The sequence below is a fragment of the Pseudomonas sp. TMB3-21 genome, from assembly GCF_054898145.1.
This window is the reverse complement of record NZ_CM142718.1, coordinates 1,325,712-1,342,521: the sequence shown is the minus strand read 5'-3', so window position 1 is coordinate 1,342,521 and position 16,810 is coordinate 1,325,712. Positions and strand designations below refer to the sequence as shown.

General features: G+C 58.8%; 16 protein-coding genes. 10 read left to right on the top strand and 6 right to left on the bottom strand.

Annotation, left to right across the window (positions count from 1 at the left end):
- Positions 1-54: 54 nt before the first annotated feature.
- A complete protein-coding gene (locus ACYZTS_RS06210) occupies positions 55-942 on the bottom strand; it encodes a LysR family transcriptional regulator (protein ID WP_028621001.1) in 888 nt (295 codons plus the stop codon).
- A 138-nt stretch (positions 943-1,080) separates the two neighbouring features.
- Between ACYZTS_RS06210 and lysM the strand changes: the two genes are divergently transcribed.
- The gene (lysM, locus tag ACYZTS_RS06205) at positions 1,081-1,530 is read left to right on the top strand and encodes a peptidoglycan-binding protein LysM (RefSeq protein ID WP_028621000.1); all 450 of its coding nucleotides are present in this window, start codon (positions 1,081-1,083) and stop codon (positions 1,528-1,530) included.
- A gap of 52 nt (positions 1,531-1,582) precedes the next feature.
- On the opposite strand, the gene yrfG is transcribed toward lysM, so the two are convergent.
- Positions 1,583-2,245 carry a GMP/IMP nucleotidase gene (yrfG, locus tag ACYZTS_RS06200; protein ID WP_461994761.1) on the bottom strand — a complete coding sequence of 221 codons (663 nt, stop codon included), beginning with the start codon at positions 2,243-2,245 and terminating at the stop codon, positions 1,583-1,585.
- A 91-nt stretch (positions 2,246-2,336) separates the two neighbouring features.
- On the opposite strand from yrfG, the gene nudE reads away from it, so the two are divergent.
- Positions 2,337-2,903 (top strand): ADP compounds hydrolase NudE, encoded by a 567-nt coding sequence (gene nudE, locus ACYZTS_RS06195; protein ID WP_028620998.1) that lies wholly within the window; start codon positions 2,337-2,339, stop codon positions 2,901-2,903.
- Complete coding sequence (gene cysQ, locus ACYZTS_RS06190; RefSeq protein ID WP_461994759.1) at positions 2,900-3,733, top strand: 3'(2'),5'-bisphosphate nucleotidase CysQ; 834 nt, start codon at positions 2,900-2,902, stop codon at positions 3,731-3,733. Before nudE ends, cysQ begins: the two co-directional genes overlap by 4 nt.
- A gap of 123 nt (positions 3,734-3,856) precedes the next feature.
- Here cysQ and ACYZTS_RS06185 read toward each other — a convergent pair whose 3' ends face one another.
- From ACYZTS_RS06185 to rfbC, 4 genes are all read right to left on the bottom strand, one after another.
- Entirely contained in the window at positions 3,857-4,312 is a 456-nt protein-coding gene (locus tag ACYZTS_RS06185) for a YiiD C-terminal domain-containing protein (RefSeq protein ID WP_461994757.1), read from the bottom strand.
- Positions 4,313-4,352: 40 nt separating this feature from the next.
- The gene (locus ACYZTS_RS06180) at positions 4,353-5,747 is read right to left on the bottom strand and encodes a sigma-54-dependent transcriptional regulator (protein WP_461994755.1); all 1,395 of its coding nucleotides are present in this window, start codon (positions 5,745-5,747) and stop codon (positions 4,353-4,355) included.
- Complete coding sequence (locus tag ACYZTS_RS06175) at positions 5,744-7,552, bottom strand: sensor histidine kinase (RefSeq protein ID WP_461994753.1); 1,809 nt, start codon at positions 7,550-7,552, stop codon at positions 5,744-5,746. Before ACYZTS_RS06175 ends, ACYZTS_RS06180 begins: the two co-directional genes overlap by 4 nt.
- A gap of 105 nt (positions 7,553-7,657) precedes the next feature.
- Positions 7,658-8,203, bottom strand: a complete 546-nt coding sequence (rfbC, locus tag ACYZTS_RS06170) for a dTDP-4-dehydrorhamnose 3,5-epimerase (protein WP_461994751.1) — start codon at positions 8,201-8,203, stop codon at positions 7,658-7,660.
- A 280-nt stretch (positions 8,204-8,483) separates the two neighbouring features.
- Here rfbC and ACYZTS_RS06165 point away from each other — a divergent pair, with 280 nt between their 5' ends.
- The 7 genes from ACYZTS_RS06165 (at position 8,484) to ACYZTS_RS06135 (ending at position 16,769) form a co-directional block, all read left to right on the top strand.
- Entirely contained in the window at positions 8,484-11,396 is a 2,913-nt protein-coding gene (locus tag ACYZTS_RS06165) for an aminotransferase (protein WP_461994749.1), read from the top strand.
- A 197-nt stretch (positions 11,397-11,593) separates the two neighbouring features.
- Positions 11,594-12,472 (top strand): N-carbamoylputrescine amidase, encoded by an 879-nt coding sequence (gene aguB, locus ACYZTS_RS06160; RefSeq protein WP_461994747.1) that lies wholly within the window; start codon positions 11,594-11,596, stop codon positions 12,470-12,472.
- Between the two features lie 4 nt (positions 12,473-12,476).
- Positions 12,477-13,583, top strand: a complete 1,107-nt coding sequence (aguA, locus tag ACYZTS_RS06155) for an agmatine deiminase (protein ID WP_461994745.1) — start codon at positions 12,477-12,479, stop codon at positions 13,581-13,583.
- A 242-nt stretch (positions 13,584-13,825) separates the two neighbouring features.
- Positions 13,826-14,038 carry a hypothetical protein gene (locus tag ACYZTS_RS06150; RefSeq protein ID WP_028620989.1) on the top strand — a complete coding sequence of 71 codons (213 nt, stop codon included), beginning with the start codon at positions 13,826-13,828 and terminating at the stop codon, positions 14,036-14,038.
- Positions 14,039-14,375: 337 nt separating this feature from the next.
- Entirely contained in the window at positions 14,376-15,662 is a 1,287-nt protein-coding gene (locus ACYZTS_RS06145) for an OprD family porin (protein ID WP_461994743.1), read from the top strand.
- Between the two features lie 232 nt (positions 15,663-15,894).
- Positions 15,895-16,116 carry a tautomerase family protein gene (locus tag ACYZTS_RS06140; RefSeq protein WP_150579518.1) on the top strand — a complete coding sequence of 74 codons (222 nt, stop codon included), beginning with the start codon at positions 15,895-15,897 and terminating at the stop codon, positions 16,114-16,116.
- Positions 16,113-16,769 (top strand): DsbA family oxidoreductase, encoded by a 657-nt coding sequence (locus ACYZTS_RS06135; RefSeq protein WP_461994741.1) that lies wholly within the window; start codon positions 16,113-16,115, stop codon positions 16,767-16,769. Before ACYZTS_RS06140 ends, ACYZTS_RS06135 begins: the two co-directional genes overlap by 4 nt.
- Positions 16,770-16,810 lie beyond the last annotated feature (41 nt).

Genomic DNA, 16,810 nt, shown 5'->3' with positions numbered 1-16,810 from the left:
CGTCAATAGGTCGCGTCTAATCGCTAATACTGATGTACCGATAGATGACGTCGATCAAGAGTCTGCTGGCGATTTCTGATAGAGCGCAAAACATGCCTCCGCCAGCGCTGAGCGTGGGGCGCTGCGGCGCATGATCAACCCTAGCCTGGCGAGGGTTTGCGCGTTTTCGATAGGCTGCAAGCGCAAGTGATCGGTGAGATTTTCCAGGCCTCCGTCCAGTGGCATCACGGCGCAGCACAAGCCACCGTGTACGGCTTGTAACAGTTGATGCACGGCGTCGGTCTGCAGCAGAGGCTGCGGAGTCAGCCCACGGCTGTGAAAATTGTGGTCAATGGACTGGCGGAAATGCATGCCGCTGGTCAGCATGCCCAACGGCAACTCGATCAACGCTTCCCAACTCAGCGGTGCGTCGCTGAAGCTGAAGAAACGTTGATCATAAAGCAGGCCCATACGGGTTTCGCTGAAGGCCAGCGAGTCAAAGCGCTCGCCGTCCAGCCTATCCAGGTACGACACGCCAAGGTCCAGACGATTGTTGGCCAGTTGTTCGAGGATCTGCTCGGAACTCAACGCCGACAATTCAAAGCGCAGATTCGGGTGCTCGGTGTGCAGCCGTTGCATCAACAGCAACGGATCGAAACTCGACAGCGGCACCACCCCTAGACGCAATGTGCCGACCAGATTGCCGCGACACGCGGCGGCCTCGGCTTGCAATCCATCGTAGGCCGCCAGCACCGTGCGCGCCCATGCCAGAACACGCTCGCCCGGCGCCGTGAAACTTTCAAAGCGCTGGCCGCGATTGACCAGGGGCAATTCGAGTTCTTCTTCAAGGCTGCGCAGACGCATGGACAGGGTCGGCTGAGTGATGTGACAGCGTGCGGCGGCCTGGCCGAAATGGCGGGTTTCGTCGAGAGCGATGAGGAATTTGAGCTGCTTGATGTCCATCTTCGCTCCATGGGTGCGGTGAGGAACGGATTCTAGCGCTTGCACCGGACGGACGTCATTGATCGGTTTGGAACCGCGCATTGCAGGGTTGGTCTAGTCTCTTGCGTCCGGACACTTAATTACCAAGGAGAGCACACGATGAGCCTTTTCAGCTTTTTGAAAGATGCAGGTGAAAAAATCCTCGATGCGTTGACGCCCGACAAGGCCGAAGCCAACAGCGAGAAGTTGACCAAGCACGTCAAGGATGCCCTCACAGGTATCGACACTTCCAAGATTCAGGTGAAAGTCGAGGGCGAGAAAGTCATCGCTACAGGCGAAGCGACCAGTCAGGAGGAGAAGGAGAAAATCCTTCTGGCGCTGGGTAACGTGGCCGGTATCAGCGGTGTTGATGACCAGATCACTGTGACCGGGCCAGTAGTTGTTGCGGCCAAGTTTGTGGTGGTCGAAAAGGGCGACACCCTCAGTGCGATTTCTTTGCGCGTTTATGGCGATGCCAACAAGTATCAAAAGATCTTCGACGCCAACAAACCGATGCTCAAGGATGTGAACAAGATTTACCCAGGGCAGTCGTTGCGTATTCCTGAGTAATTTTTTGAAAGCAATCGCGGGCAAGGCTTGCCCGCGATGCTGCTGACTCGGTCTAGAGTCCCGCAATCAATTCCCGGTAATCACCCACTGCTGCAAACTCCCCCGTGTCCTTCGGCCCTTTTCGGCTATCCGGCTCACTCACAGCCAATAAATGCGCCACGCCAAACTCCCGCGCACTGCGCAGGATCGGTAAGGTGTCGTCGATAAACAGGCTGCGGGCCGGGTCGAAATCGAGGTCTGCCTGCAAGGCGTCCCAGAACTGCGGGTTTTCCTTGGGGAAGCCGTAATCGTGAGAGCTGATCAGCCGCTCGAAATACGGCGCCAGTTCGATCCTTTCCAGTTTCAACGACAGAGAATCACGGTGCGCATTGGTGATCATCACCACGCGCTTGCCGGCCTTTTTGATCGCCGCAAGAAAGGTGTCGGCGTCCGGGCGGAGCGCGATCAAGTGAGCTGTTTCCAGTTTCAGCTCGCGCACCGAAAGCTTCAGCTCGGCACTCCAGAAGTCCAGGCAATACCATTGCAACTGACCGGCATGCCTTTCGAACAGCGGCTGCAACTCCATTTCGGCCATTGCCCGGCTCACCCCATGCAACTCGGCGTAGCGCTGAGGCAGGTGCTCCAACCAGAAATGGTTGTCGAAATGCAGGTCGAGCAACGTGCCGTCCATGTCCAACAGAACGGTGTCAATGTCGTGCCAGGGCAGGGCGGCCATAAAAAAACTTCTCCAGCGCTAAAAAAGATATCCGGGATCAACAATCAGGATAGGCCGGGTATAGTAACCCGCTATCGCCAAGGAGCCGCTCATGCGCCAGAAACCCACCATCCTCGCCCGCGAGATTGTCGCCACCAGCCGTTTGTTCTGCGTAGAAGAGCTGAAGTTGCGATTTTCCAATGGTGTTGAGCGGACTTACGAGCGGCTGGTCGGCAAGGGTGCCGGTTATGGCGCGGTAATGATCGTTGCGATGCTCGATGCGGATCACGCGGTGCTGGTCGAGGAATACTGCGGTGGCACCGATGAATATGAGCTGTCGTTGCCCAAAGGCTTGATCGAGCCTGGCGAAGACGTGCTGGCGGCGGCCGAGCGGGAGCTCAAGGAAGAAGCCGGCTACGGCGCACGGCAGTTGGAACATCTGACCGAGCTGTCGTTGTCGCCCGGTTACATGAGCCAGAAAATCCAGGTGGTGCTGGCCACTGATTTGTACGAAGAACGACTCGAGGGTGACGAGCCGGAGCCGATGGGCGTAGAGACCATCAACCTGCGCGAATTGTCGGCGCTGGCTCAAAATCCGAAATTCACTGAGGGCCGGGCCTTGGCGGCGCTGTATCTGGCCCGTGATCTGTTGACTCAGCGTGGGGTCTTCCTGCCATGAACTTCCCGCATCCGTTGATGGCGCCGGTTATCGAACTGGCGCTAAAAGCTGGCGAGGCGATCCTGCCGTTCTGGCGCACTGACACCGAAGTGACCGCCAAATCCGATGACTCCCCTGTGACGGCAGCCGACCTGGCAGCCCACCATCTGATTCTCGCCGGGCTGACGGCGCTGGATCCGAGTATTCCGGTGTTGTCCGAAGAGGACGCCGACATTCCCTTGAGTATTCGAGCCGGCTGGCAGCGCTGGTGGCTGGTCGATCCTCTGGACGGCACCAAGGAGTTCATTTCCGGCAGTGAAGAATTTACCGTCAACATCGCGCTTATTGAACAAGGGAGGGTGGTGTTTGGTGTGGTGACGATGCCGACCAGCGGACGTTTCTATGTCGGCGGCTCCGGGTTGGGTGCCTGGCGTGGCGATGGCGGCGTTGAACCGATGCCCATTCAGGTCCGCCCGGAACCAGGCGCAGGTGAGACCTTTACCGTTGTCGCCAGTCGTCGTCATTCAAGTCCCGCGCAAGAGCGCTTGCTTGCCGGGTTGAGTGCCAGTCTGGGCGAACTGAAATTGGCCAATATCGGTAGTTCGCTGAAGTTCTGCCTATTGGCGGAAGGCGCTGCGGATTGCTACCCGCGCTTGGCGCCGACTTCGCAATGGGATACGGCGGCCGCCCAGGGTGTGCTGGAAGGCGCTGGCGGTGAGGTGCTGGATCTTGGCGGTGCACCGTTCAGCTATCCGGCGCGAGAGTCGTTGTTGAATGAGTTTTTTCTTGCGCTGCCGGCTAAGGCGAACTGGCGGGGGAAGCTGCTGGCGCTGGCGCTGGCTCGGGGTTGAGGTTAAAAGATCGCAGCCTCGCTTCGCTCGACAGCTCCTACAAGTCCTACAATTCCTGCAGGTCCCGCGGCGGGGGATTTTTTGTAGCAGCTGTCGAGCGAAGCGAGGCTGCGATCTTTTACGTCAACGATGCAGAACGTACTGCCCGGTAAACCTCACCGCATCGACATCATTGTCGGCATTTACAATCCGCGAGTGCAGGGTCAGCCGCGCCCGCCCATAACGTTCGTACATCGCCAGAAACTTCTTCCACACTGCTGCACTCGGCGCCTCGCAGATCGCTATCGCATCCATCGTTACCGGCAGCGGATAACTGATCTGACCTTCCTGAATAACTATGTGACCCTCTTCCACCCGTTCCTCGCGCAAACGCAGGTGAAGCCAGCCCCAACCGGCCAACACCGCGCCGCAATACAGGCTGCCACCGAACATGGTGCTCTTGTGGTTGACGTTGGCGTCCAGCGGAAGATGCAGGCGCAATTGCTGATCGTGCCAGTCGAGCACTTTCAGGCCCATGTCCCGCGTCAGGGGAATATCGCGATGGAGGATAGACTCCAGGTGACGACTGTCGCGGTTCATGAATTGGCCTTGTCGTTCAAGTGGATGAAATGAAGCTGGCTCAGTCAGTTTCGTCAGTGTGGCTGCCAGCACCAGCGTCGGCGAAATTCAGCCCATGCTTGCGCAGTTTGTCGTGCAGGGTTTTGCGCGGTATCCCGAGGGCTTCGGCGAGGCTGCGCACCGAGCCATGGGAGCGTGCGAGCTCGGCGGCAATCAAGGATTTCTCGAAGTTCTCGACTTGCTCGCTGAGACCGCCGCTGACCATCTCCACCGCCAGCCCGACAGCTCCGTCCGGCACGCTGTTATCCAACGCCAGCTCCAGACCCAGGGCGAAACGTTCCGCCGCGTTTTGCAGTTCCCGCACGTTGCCGGGCCAGGTGTGACGCAGCAACAAAGCGCGGTGGCCGGGTTGTAATTCATGGGTTGGCAGACCGTGGCGTGCACTGGCTTCTTCGGCAAAATGCTGGAACAGCATCAGCGCATCCTCGCCACGCTCGCGCAGTGGCGGAATGCGCAGGGGGGCGACGTTCAAGCGGTAGTACAAGTCAGCGCGGAAACGGCCCTGATCGGCTGACTGGCGCAAATCTTCCTTGGTGGCGGCGATGATGCGGATGTCCAGCGGGATCAGTTGATTACCCCCCAGACGTTCGACGACGCGCTCTTGCAGCATTCGCAGCAATTTGACTTGCACATCCAGACTCATGCTTTCGATTTCGTCGAGAAACAACGTGCCGCCGTTGGCGAATTCGAACTTGCCGATACGCCGTTTCTGCGCGCCGGTAAAGGCGCCTGGCTCGTGACCGAACAGCTCGCTTTCCACCACCGATTCAGCCAGCGCCCCGGCGTTGATCGCCACGAACGGGCCGTTGCGCCGACTCGACAAATCATGCAGCGCACGGGCGACGACTTCTTTGCCGGCGCCGGTCTCACCGAGAATCAGCACGTCGGCTCGGGTCGCCGCGAGTGCGCCGATCTGCTCGCGCAGGCGCCGCATCGGGGCCGAGTGGCCGACCAGTCGGGTACTCAGCTCAGTGCGATCGCTCAGCGCCAGGCGCAAGCTGCGGTTATCCAGCACCAGACGGCGCAGGGCCAGGGCGCGGCGGACGCTGTCGAGCAATGAGTCGCTGGCGAAGGGTTTTTCCAGAAAGTCATACGCCCCTGCCCGCATCGCCTGGACGGCCAGCGGCACATCGCCATGGCCGGTAATCAGCAGCACTGGCAGTTCCGGGTCTTGCGCATGCAGTTCGGTCAGGAGCTCGAGGCCATCCATGCCTGGCATGCGAATGTCGCTGACCACCACGCCGGGCCAGTCGCGCTCGAGTTGCGCGGCCAGACCCTTGGCTTCGGCGAGCGGCAGGATCTTCAGCCCGGCCAGATCCAGCGTCTGGCTCAATGCCTGGCGCAGGTGCGGATCATCGTCGATCAATACGACCTGGATGCGGTTATCGATGGTCATGCACTTCGGTCCTCGGACGGTTGCAGGCTTACGCCCGGAGCGCCTGCGCGCAATTTCAGAGTGATCAGGGCGCCGCCGTCTTTATGATTGGCAAACGACAGTTCACCGCCAAACGCGCGCATCAGGGTTTCGCAAATTGCCAGCCCCAGCCCCAGACCTTGCGTGCGGGTCTTGGTGGTGTAAAACGGCTCGCTGGCACGCCCCAGCGCTTCCATGCAGAAGCCCGGGCCGTTGTCGCGAATGTACAGCGTCACGCCGTCGGCGGTGGACTGTGCGCTCAACCAGAGTTTACGGGGCGGGCCTTTTTCCGTCAGCGCGTCCAGCGCGTTCGCGAGCAAATTGCCCAGTACCTGCCGCAGTCGTGTTTCTCCCGCTTCCACCCATAACGCCGCAGCCGGCAGATCGCGGATCAGCTCGACTTCCATGCTCCGTCGGCGCTTGGCCAGTAATGCCAGGGCGTCGTCGAGCGCCGGTTGCAGGGCGACGCTTTCCGGAGCGTGGCGATCGCGTCGGGCGAAGGCACGCAGGTGCGCAATGATCGATGCCATGCGCCCGGTCAGTTCGCTGATGAGTTTGAGATTGCCCCGCGCATCGTCGGTGCGCTGGTGATCCAGCAGCACTTCGGCGTTTTCCGCATAGCTGCGGATCGCGGCCAGCGGTTGATTGAGTTCGTGACTGATGCTCGCCGACATCGTGCCCAGCGCCGACAACTTGCCGGCCTGCACCAGATCATCCTGAGCGCGGACCAGTTCCTGCTGCGCCTGTTCGCGCTCCAGCACTTCTTCCTTGAGGCGACGATTGAGGCCTTCCAGGTCGCTGGTCCGCTCCGCAACCCGGCCTTCCAGTTCACGTCGGGCCTTGGCTTCGAAGGCGATACGTTCGAGGTAATGCCGCCGCCGCTGCATCATCAGACCGAGCAAAAGCATCAGCACCAGCAAAGTCGCTCCGCCGATGGCTACAACTGTACGCACCGGCCGGTCGATCAAGGTGCGGGGCGCAAGGATGCTGACGCTCCAGCCTGTTTCATCAATCTGCTGGGTCTGGGTCAGCCAGGCGTCTGTATTGAGATCCAACGGTTTCGGGTCGCGGGTCGGATAAGGCTGGATCGCGATGATCGCTTTGCGCTCTGCGTCGCTCAGTAGACGGGTCGCGCGGAATCGCCATTCCGGCCGGGAAGTGAGGATCACCACGCCGTTGTGGTCGGTCACCAGCAATTGTTCCGGAGTTTTGCCCCAGAGGCTTTCGGTATGGTCAAGGTCAACCTTGACCACCAGCACCCCGACAATTTTTTCCCGTTCACGCACTGCCGCGGCGAAGAAGTAACCACGCTTGGCCGAGGTAGTGCCCAGGCCGAAGAAGCGGCCCAGACGGCCGGCCATCGCTTCGCTGAAATACGGGCGGAAGGCAAAGTTGCGGCCGACAAAACTGTCATGTTTGTCCCAGTTGGAGGCGGCCAGCGTCTTGCCCGTGGTGTCCATCAGGTACATCACTTCGGCGCCGGTCTGCGCGCTGATGTTCTTCAGAAAACGATTGGCGTTGCCTTGCGTCACGCCGTCGTCCGGCGCGGCCAGTGCGGCGCGCAGGGCGGGCAGATCTCCGACGATCTGCGGTAATACTTCGTAACGGTGCAGGGTGCCCAGCAAGTTGGCGACGTACAGGTCGAGCGTCTGGCGATTTTGCCCGGCCAGTTCGCTGCGGTAATAACGCTCGGCCAGGTGCTCCAGCGGCCACAGCAAAGGCGCCAGACACAGCGCGAGCAGGGCCAGGCTGCGCCAACGGGGTCTGCGGGGGAGGGTCGGAGTCATGAGCATCAAGCGCCTGTGGGTACAGGCGCATTATGCCTAGGCTTGCGAGCGCAGTCTGCGCGCCATGGCCCAGGCATGTGTCGAGGTGAAATTTCGCACAACGATTCAGGAAAACACGTCAGCGTCCTTGAAGAGCGATGCCACTTGATCCTTGCCGGACAGTTGCGGCGCTGCGTCCAGTTGCCAATCGATCGCCAGATCGGGGTCGTCCCAGCGAATGCTGCGCTCGGCGGAGGGCGTGTAGTAATCGGTGGTCTTGTACAGAAACTCGGCGAAATCGCTCAGCACCACAAAACCATGGGCGAAACCTTCCGGCACCCACATCTGCCGATGGTTCTCGGCCGACAGCCGCACCGCGACCCACTTGCCAAAATGCGGCGAGCTGCGACGAATGTCCACGGCCACATCGAGCACTTCGCCAGCCGTCACCCGAACCAGTTTGCCTTGAGTGTTTTCCAGTTGGTAATGCAGACCGCGCAACACGCCTTTTTGCGAGCGGGAATGGTTGTCTTGAACAAACTGCACGTCCAGTCCCGTCGCCTCATTGAAAGAACGGGCATTGAAGCTTTCATAAAAGAAGCCGCGCTCGTCGCCAAATACCTTGGGTTCAATCATCAGAACGCCGGGCAGGTCGGTCGTGACAACATTCATGTGATTCTCCAGCAATAGACGTCAATGGCCGACATTCTTGCGCAAGGCGGCGGCCGAAGCGAGTGCCGATGTTCAGGCGAATCTGGTCGGCGTGACTAGCGTCTAAAACTCGCCCGTTCGCGCGAGGAGGCAATCCGAGATTCATGTAGGAAAGTTCGGACGGTGCGCAGTTGAGCGTGTGCTGCGCTCCTGAGCTTGTCCGCAACGGGTATAAGGTACTTGCGCATCGTCCATCGCAGTGGCGATATAGGCGCCTAACAAAATTTTCAGGGGTCGTTGTATGCCGCTTGCCACGTTGATTCATCGCGCCAGTTTGCCCGGCCCACAGGTTTCGGAGGATCAGGCTTCAGCGCTGCTTTTCGAGCATTACGGGTTGCGCGGCAGGTTGCAGGCCCTTGGCAGTCAGCAGGACCTCAACTTCCGGGTCGACAGTGAGCAAGGCCGGTTCGTCCTGAAAATCTGCCGGGGTGATTATTCGGCACTGGAGCTGCAGGCCCAGCACGCCGGGCTCAAGCATCTGGCAGAGCACTCCGGCGTGCCGGTACCCAAGGTGATCCCCGGCAAAACCGGTGAAGATTTGCTGTCGCTGGTGGTCGCAGATCAAGCCTTGCACGTGCGCCTGCTCGAGTACATCGAGGGTCAGTCACTGACGCAGCTTGATCATCTGCCTGCTTCGGTGGTGGCCGGCTTTGGGCGGCTCTGTGGCGAGATGGATCTGGCGCTAGCCGGTTTCGATCACGCCGGACTGGAACGCACTCTTCAATGGGACGCCCGTCATGCCAACGCGTTGATCGCTCACTTGTTGCCGGTGATTACTGATGACGTGCAGCGCGCGCAGATCGCCCACGTTGCAGAAGAGGCCAAGCGACACCTGCAACCGTTGATCGACAGGTTGCCGGTGCAGGCCATTCACATGGACATCACTGATGACAATGTGGTTTGGCAGCGAGATCCGCAACGGCATTGGCAACTGCAAGGCGTTATCGATTTTGGCGATCTGATCCGCACCTGGCGCATTACCGATTTGTCGGTGACTTGCGCGGCACTCCTGCATCACGCTGCGGGAGATCCGTTTTATATCCTGCCGGCCGTTCAGGCGTATCACTCGGTCAATCCGTTGCAACATGAAGAGTTGCTCGCATTGTGGCCGTTGATCATCGCGCGGGCGGCGGTGCTGGTACTCAGTGGCGAACAACAGGTCTGCATTGATCCGGGAAATGACTACAGCCGTGACAATCTGATTCACGAGTGGGAAATCTTCCGCGTTGCCACATCGGTACCGCTGGAGCTGATGGAGGCCGCGATCCTCAGCACGGTTGGTCATAGCCAGTCGAGCATCGCTATCGAAGGTTTCGCTCCGATGCTGCCAAGCCTGGTGGGTCGTGAGTTTGCCCTGATCGATCTTGGCGTACTCAGCGCGCATTTTGAGGCGGGTAACTGGGAAGAGCCGGGGATCGATCAGCGTCTGTTGAGCGAAGCCGCGGCAGCACATGGCTTGGCGGCGAGTCGTTATGGTCAATACCGGTTGTCACGTACTCGCCCGGACAGTGCTGCGGAACCGGACACCTTTGCATTGCATGTCGAGTTGCGGGTGCCCCTTGGCACCGAGGTCGCCTCGCCGTTTGCCGGTGAGCTCCATCAGCCGGCACCAGGTGTGCTGCAACTGGATGGTGCGCAACTGAGTGTGCGAATGTCGGGCGTGACGCCGACGCTGCTCGCGGGGGCAGCATTGGCTTCGGGACAGGTATTGGGGACCGTCAGTGGACCTTTGACCGTGCAGCTGTGCCGCAGTGGTGTGCTGGATTCGCCGTTGTTCTGCACCCCATCGCGCGCGGCGGCGTGGCAAGCGTTGTGCCCATCACCCGCAATGCTGCTGGGGCTGGCCTGCGACGCCGAGCCCGAACTCGATTCAAAGACCTTGCTCGCGCGCCGCGATGCCAGTTTTGCGCGGACCCAGAAGCACTATTACGTTGACCCTCCGCGCATCGAACGCGGCTGGCGCAATCACCTGATCGACATGCAGGGCCGTTCTTACCTCGACATGCTCAACAATGTCGCGGTGCTCGGTCATGGCCATCCGCGCATGGCCGCCGTGGCCAGCCGCCAGTGGTCGCTGCTCAACACAAATTCGCGATTCAACTATGCAGCGGTCGCTGAATTTTCCGAGCGCTTGTTGAAATTGTCACCGGACTCCATGGACCGGGTGTTTCTGGTCAACAGTGGCAGCGAGGCCAATGACCTGGCAATCCGCCTGGCATGGGCTTACAGCGGCGGGCGCGATATGGTCAGCGTGCTGGAGGCCTATCACGGCTGGACCGTGGGTGCGGATGCGGTCTCGACCTCGATTGCCGACAATCCCAAGGCATTGAGCAGCCGCCCCGACTGGGTGCATCCGGTGCCCGCGCCGAATACCTATCGCGGTGAGTTTCGCGGCGCGGACTGTGCAGCGGACTACGTGCGTAGCGTCGAACACAACCTGGCGAAAATCGCTTCGCAAGGGCGGCGGCTCGCCGGGTTCATCTGCGAGCCGGTGTACGGCAATGCGGGCGGTATCTCGCTGCCGCCAGGCTATTTGAAGCAGGCTTATGCTCTGATTCGTGCACACGGTGGCGTGTGCATCGCCGACGAAGTGCAGGTCGGCTATGGCCGCATGGGCAATTTCTTCTGGGGATTTGAAGAGCAGGGCGTTGTGCCCGACATCATCACCATGGCCAAGGGCATGGGCAACGGTCAACCATTGGGCGCGGTAATCACTCGCCGGGAAATCGCCGAAGCGCTGGAGTCGGAGGGGTACTTTTTCTCTTCGGCAGGGGGTAGCCCGGTCAGTTGCCAGATCGGCATGGCGGTGCTCGATGTCATGGAGGAGGAGAAACTCTGGGAAAACGCCCAAGTGGTCGGCGGTTATTTCAAAAAGCGTCTTGAAGCGCTGATCGATATTCATCCGCTGGTCGGCGCAGTGCACGGCTCCGGTTTCTATCTGGGCGTCGAGTTGATCCGCAACCGCGAAACTCTGGAGGCGGCGACGGAAGAGACCGCGGCGTTGTGTGACCGGCTCCGAGAGCTGGGGATTTTCATGCAGCCGACGGGGGATTACCTGAACGTCCTGAAGATCAAACCGCCGATGGTAACCTCGCGTCGGAGTGTGGATTTCTTTGTCGATATGTTGGCGAAGGTGTTGGCCGAAGGTCTGTAGCCCCGTCAAAGTGGCAGTATTTACCGATTTATATCGGCAAATTACGCTGATGATTTTAGCGTATACCGTGAAAATCTCTTTTAAAGCCGATTTTTATCGGTTATAAAGTCGTCATTGCTCACTGGCGACTGACTGCTCGTGCGCCTTTCACCGGTCGACGCAAACATCGACCCATCAGCACTGCCCGGAGATGATTCATGAGCCGTATCGTTACCGTCGCCGCCACCCAGATGGCCTGTTCGTGGGACCTCGAAGCCAATATCGACACTGCCGACAGGCTTGTTCGTGAAGCTGCGGCCAAAGGCGCGCAGATCATCCTGATACAGGAACTGTTCGAGGCTCCGTATTTCTGCCAGAAGCCCAATCCGGACTACTTGCAGCTGGCAACGACGGTGGAAGATAACGTCGCCATCAAGCATTTCCAGAAGGTTGCGAAGGAATTGCAAGTGGTCCTGCCGATCAGCTTCTACGAGCTGGCGGGCCGCGCGCGTTTCAACAGCATCGCGATCATCGATGCCGATGGTTCCAACCTCGGGATTTATCGTAAAAGCCACATTCCGGACGGTCCTGGCTATCACGAGAAGTACTATTTCAACCCTGGTGATACCGGCTTCAAGGTGTGGAACACCCGTTACGCAAAAATCGGCGTGGGCATCTGCTGGGATCAGTGGTTTCCGGAGTGCGCGCGGAGCATGGCGTTGTTGGGCGCGGAAATTCTTTTGTACCCGACCGCCATCGGCAGCGAGCCCCACGACAAGACCATTTCTTCCCGTGACCATTGGCAACGTGTGCAACAAGGCCATGCCGGTGCCAACCTGATGCCGTTGATCGCCAGCAATCGCATCGGTAACGAAGAGCAGGACGGCTACGACATCACGTTTTACGGCTCCTCGTTCATCGCCAATCAGTTCGGCGAGAAGGTTCAGGAACTGAACGAGACCGAAGAAGGCCTATTGATTCACCGTTTTGATCTTGATGAACTGGAGCACATCCGCAGTGCATGGGGTTCGTTCCGTGACCGTCGCCCCAACCTGTATGGCACACTGAAGACCCTCGACGGTTCCCTGGAGTCCTGATCGCATGACCACTTTGAACAGCACCCCTCGCGCTGATGGCTTTTACATGCCGGCCGAGTGGGCGCCGCAAACCCAAACCTGGATGATCTGGCCGGAGCGCCCGGATAACTGGCGCCTGGGCGGCAAACCTGCGCAAGCCGCACATGTCGCGGTGGCAAAAGCCATCGCGCGTTTCGAACCTGTGACCGTGGCGGTGTCCGCCGGTCAGTACGAAAACGCTCGCGCCCGTCTCGACGTGCCGAATATCCGCGTGGTCGAGATGTCCAGCGACGACGCGTGGGTTCGCGACACGGGTCCGACATTCGTGATCAATAACAATGGCGAAGTTCGCGGTGTGAATTGGGATTTCAACTCGTGGGGCGGTTTTGACGGCGGTCTGTATTCGCCTTGGAATCGAGATTCGCAAGTCGGCGGCAAAGTTCTAGAGATCGAACGCAGCCAGCGCTATCGCACCGAGGGCTTCGTGCTCGAAGGCGGATCGATTCACGTAGATGGCGAAGGCACGCTGATCACCACCGAAGAATGCCTGCTCAACCGCAATCGTAATCCGCACCTGAACCGCGCGGAAATCGAAGCGGTACTCAGCGCGAACCTGGCTGTGGATAAAATCATCTGGCTGCCGGACGGTTTGTTTAACGACGAAACCGATGGGCATGTGGATAACTTCTGCTGCTACGTTCGCCCGGGCGAGGTGTTGCTGGCCTGGACCGATGACCCGCAAGATCCGAACTACCCGCGCTGCCAGGCTGCAATGAAAGTGCTGGAGGGCAGCACTGACGCCAAAGGGCGCCCCTTCATAGTGCACAAGATGCCGATTCCGGGCCCGCTGTACGCAACCGAAGAGGAGTGCGCCGGTGTCGATCCGGTAGACGGCACACAAGAGCGCAATCCAAGTGTGCGTCTGGCCGGTTCGTACGTGAACTTCCTGATTGTCAACGGCGGCATCATCGCGCCGAGTTTCGACGACCCGCTGGATGGCCCAGCCAAGGAGATCCTGCAGAGTCTGTTTCCCCAGCACGAAGTGGTGATGGTGCCAGGGCGTGAGTTGTTACTGGGCGGCGGCAATATTCACTGCCTTACCCAACAACAACCCGCTCCGCACAAAGAGTGAGTGCCGTCGTAACAGCATGAGCGGCTTGCAAAATTCGCGATGCATCAGTTTCACAACGACAGATGAATGAAACCCGCAGCCCGTCAGGACTGCGGGTTTTTTTGTGCCCGCCAGCTGTCGTTGGCGACGCTTTGGCACAGCTCTTGTATCGGTCATACCGTGAAACAGGTAAGGCAGAGACCTTCGTTGTTCTGTCATAAACCTTGGATAAGTTAGCCGCTCACAACCCAGGAGAGCGCGATATGAACGCCGAAGTGAATGTGATGGGCGAGCGGGCGTTGCATCCCCTGGCAGTAAACAGCGAATCGCTCCAGGTTCTGGCGCGCTGGTTGAAATCCAATGGAACGCGTCAGATCAGGAAACCTGATCCGCGCCGGATGATCATCGAGCGCTATCCCGCTGGTTTATTCAGCGAAGCAGAACTGGATGCGTTGCGGGATGTGATGGAAGGATAAGAACCAACAAAGGATTGATAAAAGCGCTGCCGGGATGGCGGCGCTTTTTTTATGCGCGCTCAATACGCAGCGGGTATCGACGTCGGAGCAGTAGCAGAATTTCTTAGACGATTTCGACCTATTCTCAGACGATTCGTGAAATTGACACATAGCAAAAGGCGCGGCTACGATTCGCCCCAACGCCTGTGGCGAACCGCCATGTCTCAAAAAATAATAAAAGGCCCGCCGCGATTGCTCGTGCGCGGGCCTTTTTTGTTTCGGGGTGAAAAAAGAGTGCGATAGCGCCGTTTCAGCCGTTCGATGCAGTGCGTATCAACCCGTATAAGGAAAAGAATAAATGTTGACTAAGCGGATCAGCTTGATCGCTCTGGGGATGTTGAGCGCTACACAGGCCATGGCAAACGACCAGGCCGAATCCAAGGGATTCAAAGAAGACAGCAGCCTGAAAGTGCTGCTGCGCAACGCTTATATGAATCGTGACTACAAAGACACGCGCGAAGACAAAGCCGAGTGGGGCCAAGCGGCTATCGGTACGTTCTCGTCCGGTTTCACCCAGGGCACCATTGGTGTCGGCGTGGACGCTTTTGGTCTTTACGCACTGCGTCTGGACGGCGGCAAAGGTCGCACCGGCGCGCAGGGCATCGACTTTTTCAAGAAGGGTGAAAGCGGCAGCGCAGCCGACGATTTGTCCAAGGCCGGCGCGGCGGTCAAGTTCCGCTTCTCCAGCACCACGCTGACTTACGGCGACCAGATGCCGGCGCTGCCGGTGCTGAGCTACGACAACGTGCGCCTGCTGCCGGAAAGCTACACCGGCACTTTGATCACCTCGAAAGAGATCAAAGGCCTGGAGCTGAACGCTGGTCGTTTTACCGCCGAATCGCGTAAAAGCGCTGAAGGCCGTGACAGCGGTGGCTTGAAGTCGATCAACGTATTGGGCGGTAGCTATCAGTTCACCGATCAATTCAAGGCAGCCCTTTACGCCTCCGACGTTGAAGATGTGTTGAAGAAGCAGTACGTAAACGCCAATTACGTATTCCCGATCGACAAGGATCAGTCGCTGACCCTGGACTTCAACGGGTACCGCACCAAGCTGGACAATGCCTACATCCAGAAAAGCGGCGCCACCGGCGACGACAACAAAATCTGGAGCCTGGCCGCCGTCTTCGCCACCGGCCCGCACTCGTTCACGCTCGCGCACCAGCGCAGCACCGGCGACAGCAACCTTGGTTATGCCTACGGCGGTTATCAGCGCGACCAAGGCCGCGTCGGCGACGGCGGCAACACCATCTACCTGGCTAACTCCTACTGGTCCGACTTCAACGCTGAAGACGAACGCAGCTGGCAGTTGGGCTACGGCCTCGACTTCACCAACTTCGGTGTTCCAGGCCTGACCTACAACTTCGCTTACGTGCGTGGCGACAACATCACCACGTCCACCAGCGAAGGCGGGACCGAGCGCGAAATCTTCAACCAGTTCAAATACGTCGTACAAACCGGCCCGGCCAAAGACCTCAGCGTCCGCCTGCGCAGCTCGGTTCTGCGCGTGTCGCAGAAATCGAGTGAGTACAACGTCAGCGGTAACGAAGTGCGCGTGTTTGTGGATTACCCGATCAACGTTTTTTGATGATGGGTTGAGTTTGTAGTACTCGATAAAAACCCCGACTGGTTCGGGGTTTTTTTTGGATAGAAATTGGACGCTGCGGATTCAGTATTTGCACTGAGTCATGCAACAACCCATTACACCGCGTAACTAATGATGTTCCCGCCCCCCTCTTTTTCCCGTCCCTCCAAACTCCTACATTGAGCTCCAACGCCTACCCATCATCCCGATGAGCAGGTCACTGGAGATTTTCCTCATGCCTTTCGTAAGCGTACGCATTACCCGCGATGGCGTTACCCGTGAGCAAAAAGCTCAGGTGATCGCTGAAATCACTGAAACCCTGCAACGCGTGCTCAAGAAAGATCCGCACCTGACCCACATCGTGATCGAGGAAGTCGATACCGATAACTGGGGCTACGCCGGCATCTCCACTACGCAGTACCGACAGCAACTCGCTGAAGAGGGGGACAAGTCGTGACGACCGCGGTCTCCATCGATTTCATCTCCGACGTGGTGTGCCCGTGGTGTGCGTTGGGCGCGACGGCGCTGGAGCAAGCGATCGAGAACGTGGCCGGGGACATTTCGGTCGAGCTGACTTACAAGCCGTTCGAATTAAACCCGGACATGCCGGCAGAAGGTGAGAAGGCCGTCGAGCACTTGATGCGCAAGTACGGACGCACCGCTGAAGACGTAGCTGCCGGCAAAGCCATGCAGATCGCTCGAGGCGAGGCCATCGGTTTCAAGTTCGATCTGGAAAAGCGCAGCCACTTTTACAACACCTTTGATGCGCACCGGTTGCTGTTATGGGCGTTGCAGGAAGGACGGCAAGTTGCACTGAAAAAAATCCTGCTGCGCGCTTACTTCGCCGAAGGCCAGAACCCGAGTGATCGCGAGACGCTGGTTCGACTGGCTGCAGAAGCAGGACTGGATGCAGCAGCTGCGCAAGACGTACTGGCCTCCGGTGCTTTCGCCGAGGACGTCCGCGAACTTGAAATGTTCTACCGGCAGCGCGGCATCAATTCGGTACCGGCTCTGGTTCTTAACGGTCGTCACCTGGTATCCGGTTCACAGTCGATCGAGTACTACGAACAGATGTTGAGACAAATGGCCACGGCCTCCGCCAACGCCTGATTACTTATCTTTTTTAATCATCATTAATGAGTAGAGGTTCA

What these genes read in the sequence shown, in the direction of transcription:
- ACYZTS_RS06210 (WP_028621001.1), bottom strand. Translation starts at nt 942, where the DNA reads ATGGACATCAAGCAGCTCAAATTCCTCATCGCTCTCGACGAAACCCGC.
- lysM (WP_028621000.1), top strand. Translation starts at nt 1,081, where the DNA reads ATGAGCCTTTTCAGCTTTTTGAAAGATGCAGGTGAAAAAATCCTCGAT.
- yrfG (WP_461994761.1), bottom strand. Translation starts at nt 2,245, where the DNA reads ATGGCCGCCCTGCCCTGGCACGACATTGACACCGTTCTGTTGGACATG.
- nudE (WP_028620998.1), top strand. Translation starts at nt 2,337, where the DNA reads ATGCGCCAGAAACCCACCATCCTCGCCCGCGAGATTGTCGCCACCAGC.
- cysQ (WP_461994759.1), top strand. Translation starts at nt 2,900, where the DNA reads ATGAACTTCCCGCATCCGTTGATGGCGCCGGTTATCGAACTGGCGCTA.
- ACYZTS_RS06185 (WP_461994757.1), bottom strand. Translation starts at nt 4,312, where the DNA reads ATGAACCGCGACAGTCGTCACCTGGAGTCTATCCTCCATCGCGATATT.
- ACYZTS_RS06180 (WP_461994755.1), bottom strand. Translation starts at nt 5,747, where the DNA reads ATGACCATCGATAACCGCATCCAGGTCGTATTGATCGACGATGATCCG.
- ACYZTS_RS06175 (WP_461994753.1), bottom strand. Translation starts at nt 7,552, where the DNA reads ATGACTCCGACCCTCCCCCGCAGACCCCGTTGGCGCAGCCTGGCCCTG.
- rfbC (WP_461994751.1), bottom strand. Translation starts at nt 8,203, where the DNA reads ATGAATGTTGTCACGACCGACCTGCCCGGCGTTCTGATGATTGAACCC.
- ACYZTS_RS06165 (WP_461994749.1), top strand. Translation starts at nt 8,484, where the DNA reads ATGCCGCTTGCCACGTTGATTCATCGCGCCAGTTTGCCCGGCCCACAG.
- aguB (WP_461994747.1), top strand. Translation starts at nt 11,594, where the DNA reads ATGAGCCGTATCGTTACCGTCGCCGCCACCCAGATGGCCTGTTCGTGG.
- aguA (WP_461994745.1), top strand. Translation starts at nt 12,477, where the DNA reads ATGACCACTTTGAACAGCACCCCTCGCGCTGATGGCTTTTACATGCCG.
- ACYZTS_RS06150 (WP_028620989.1), top strand. Translation starts at nt 13,826, where the DNA reads ATGAACGCCGAAGTGAATGTGATGGGCGAGCGGGCGTTGCATCCCCTG.
- ACYZTS_RS06145 (WP_461994743.1), top strand. Translation starts at nt 14,376, where the DNA reads ATGTTGACTAAGCGGATCAGCTTGATCGCTCTGGGGATGTTGAGCGCT.
- ACYZTS_RS06140 (WP_150579518.1), top strand. Translation starts at nt 15,895, where the DNA reads ATGCCTTTCGTAAGCGTACGCATTACCCGCGATGGCGTTACCCGTGAG.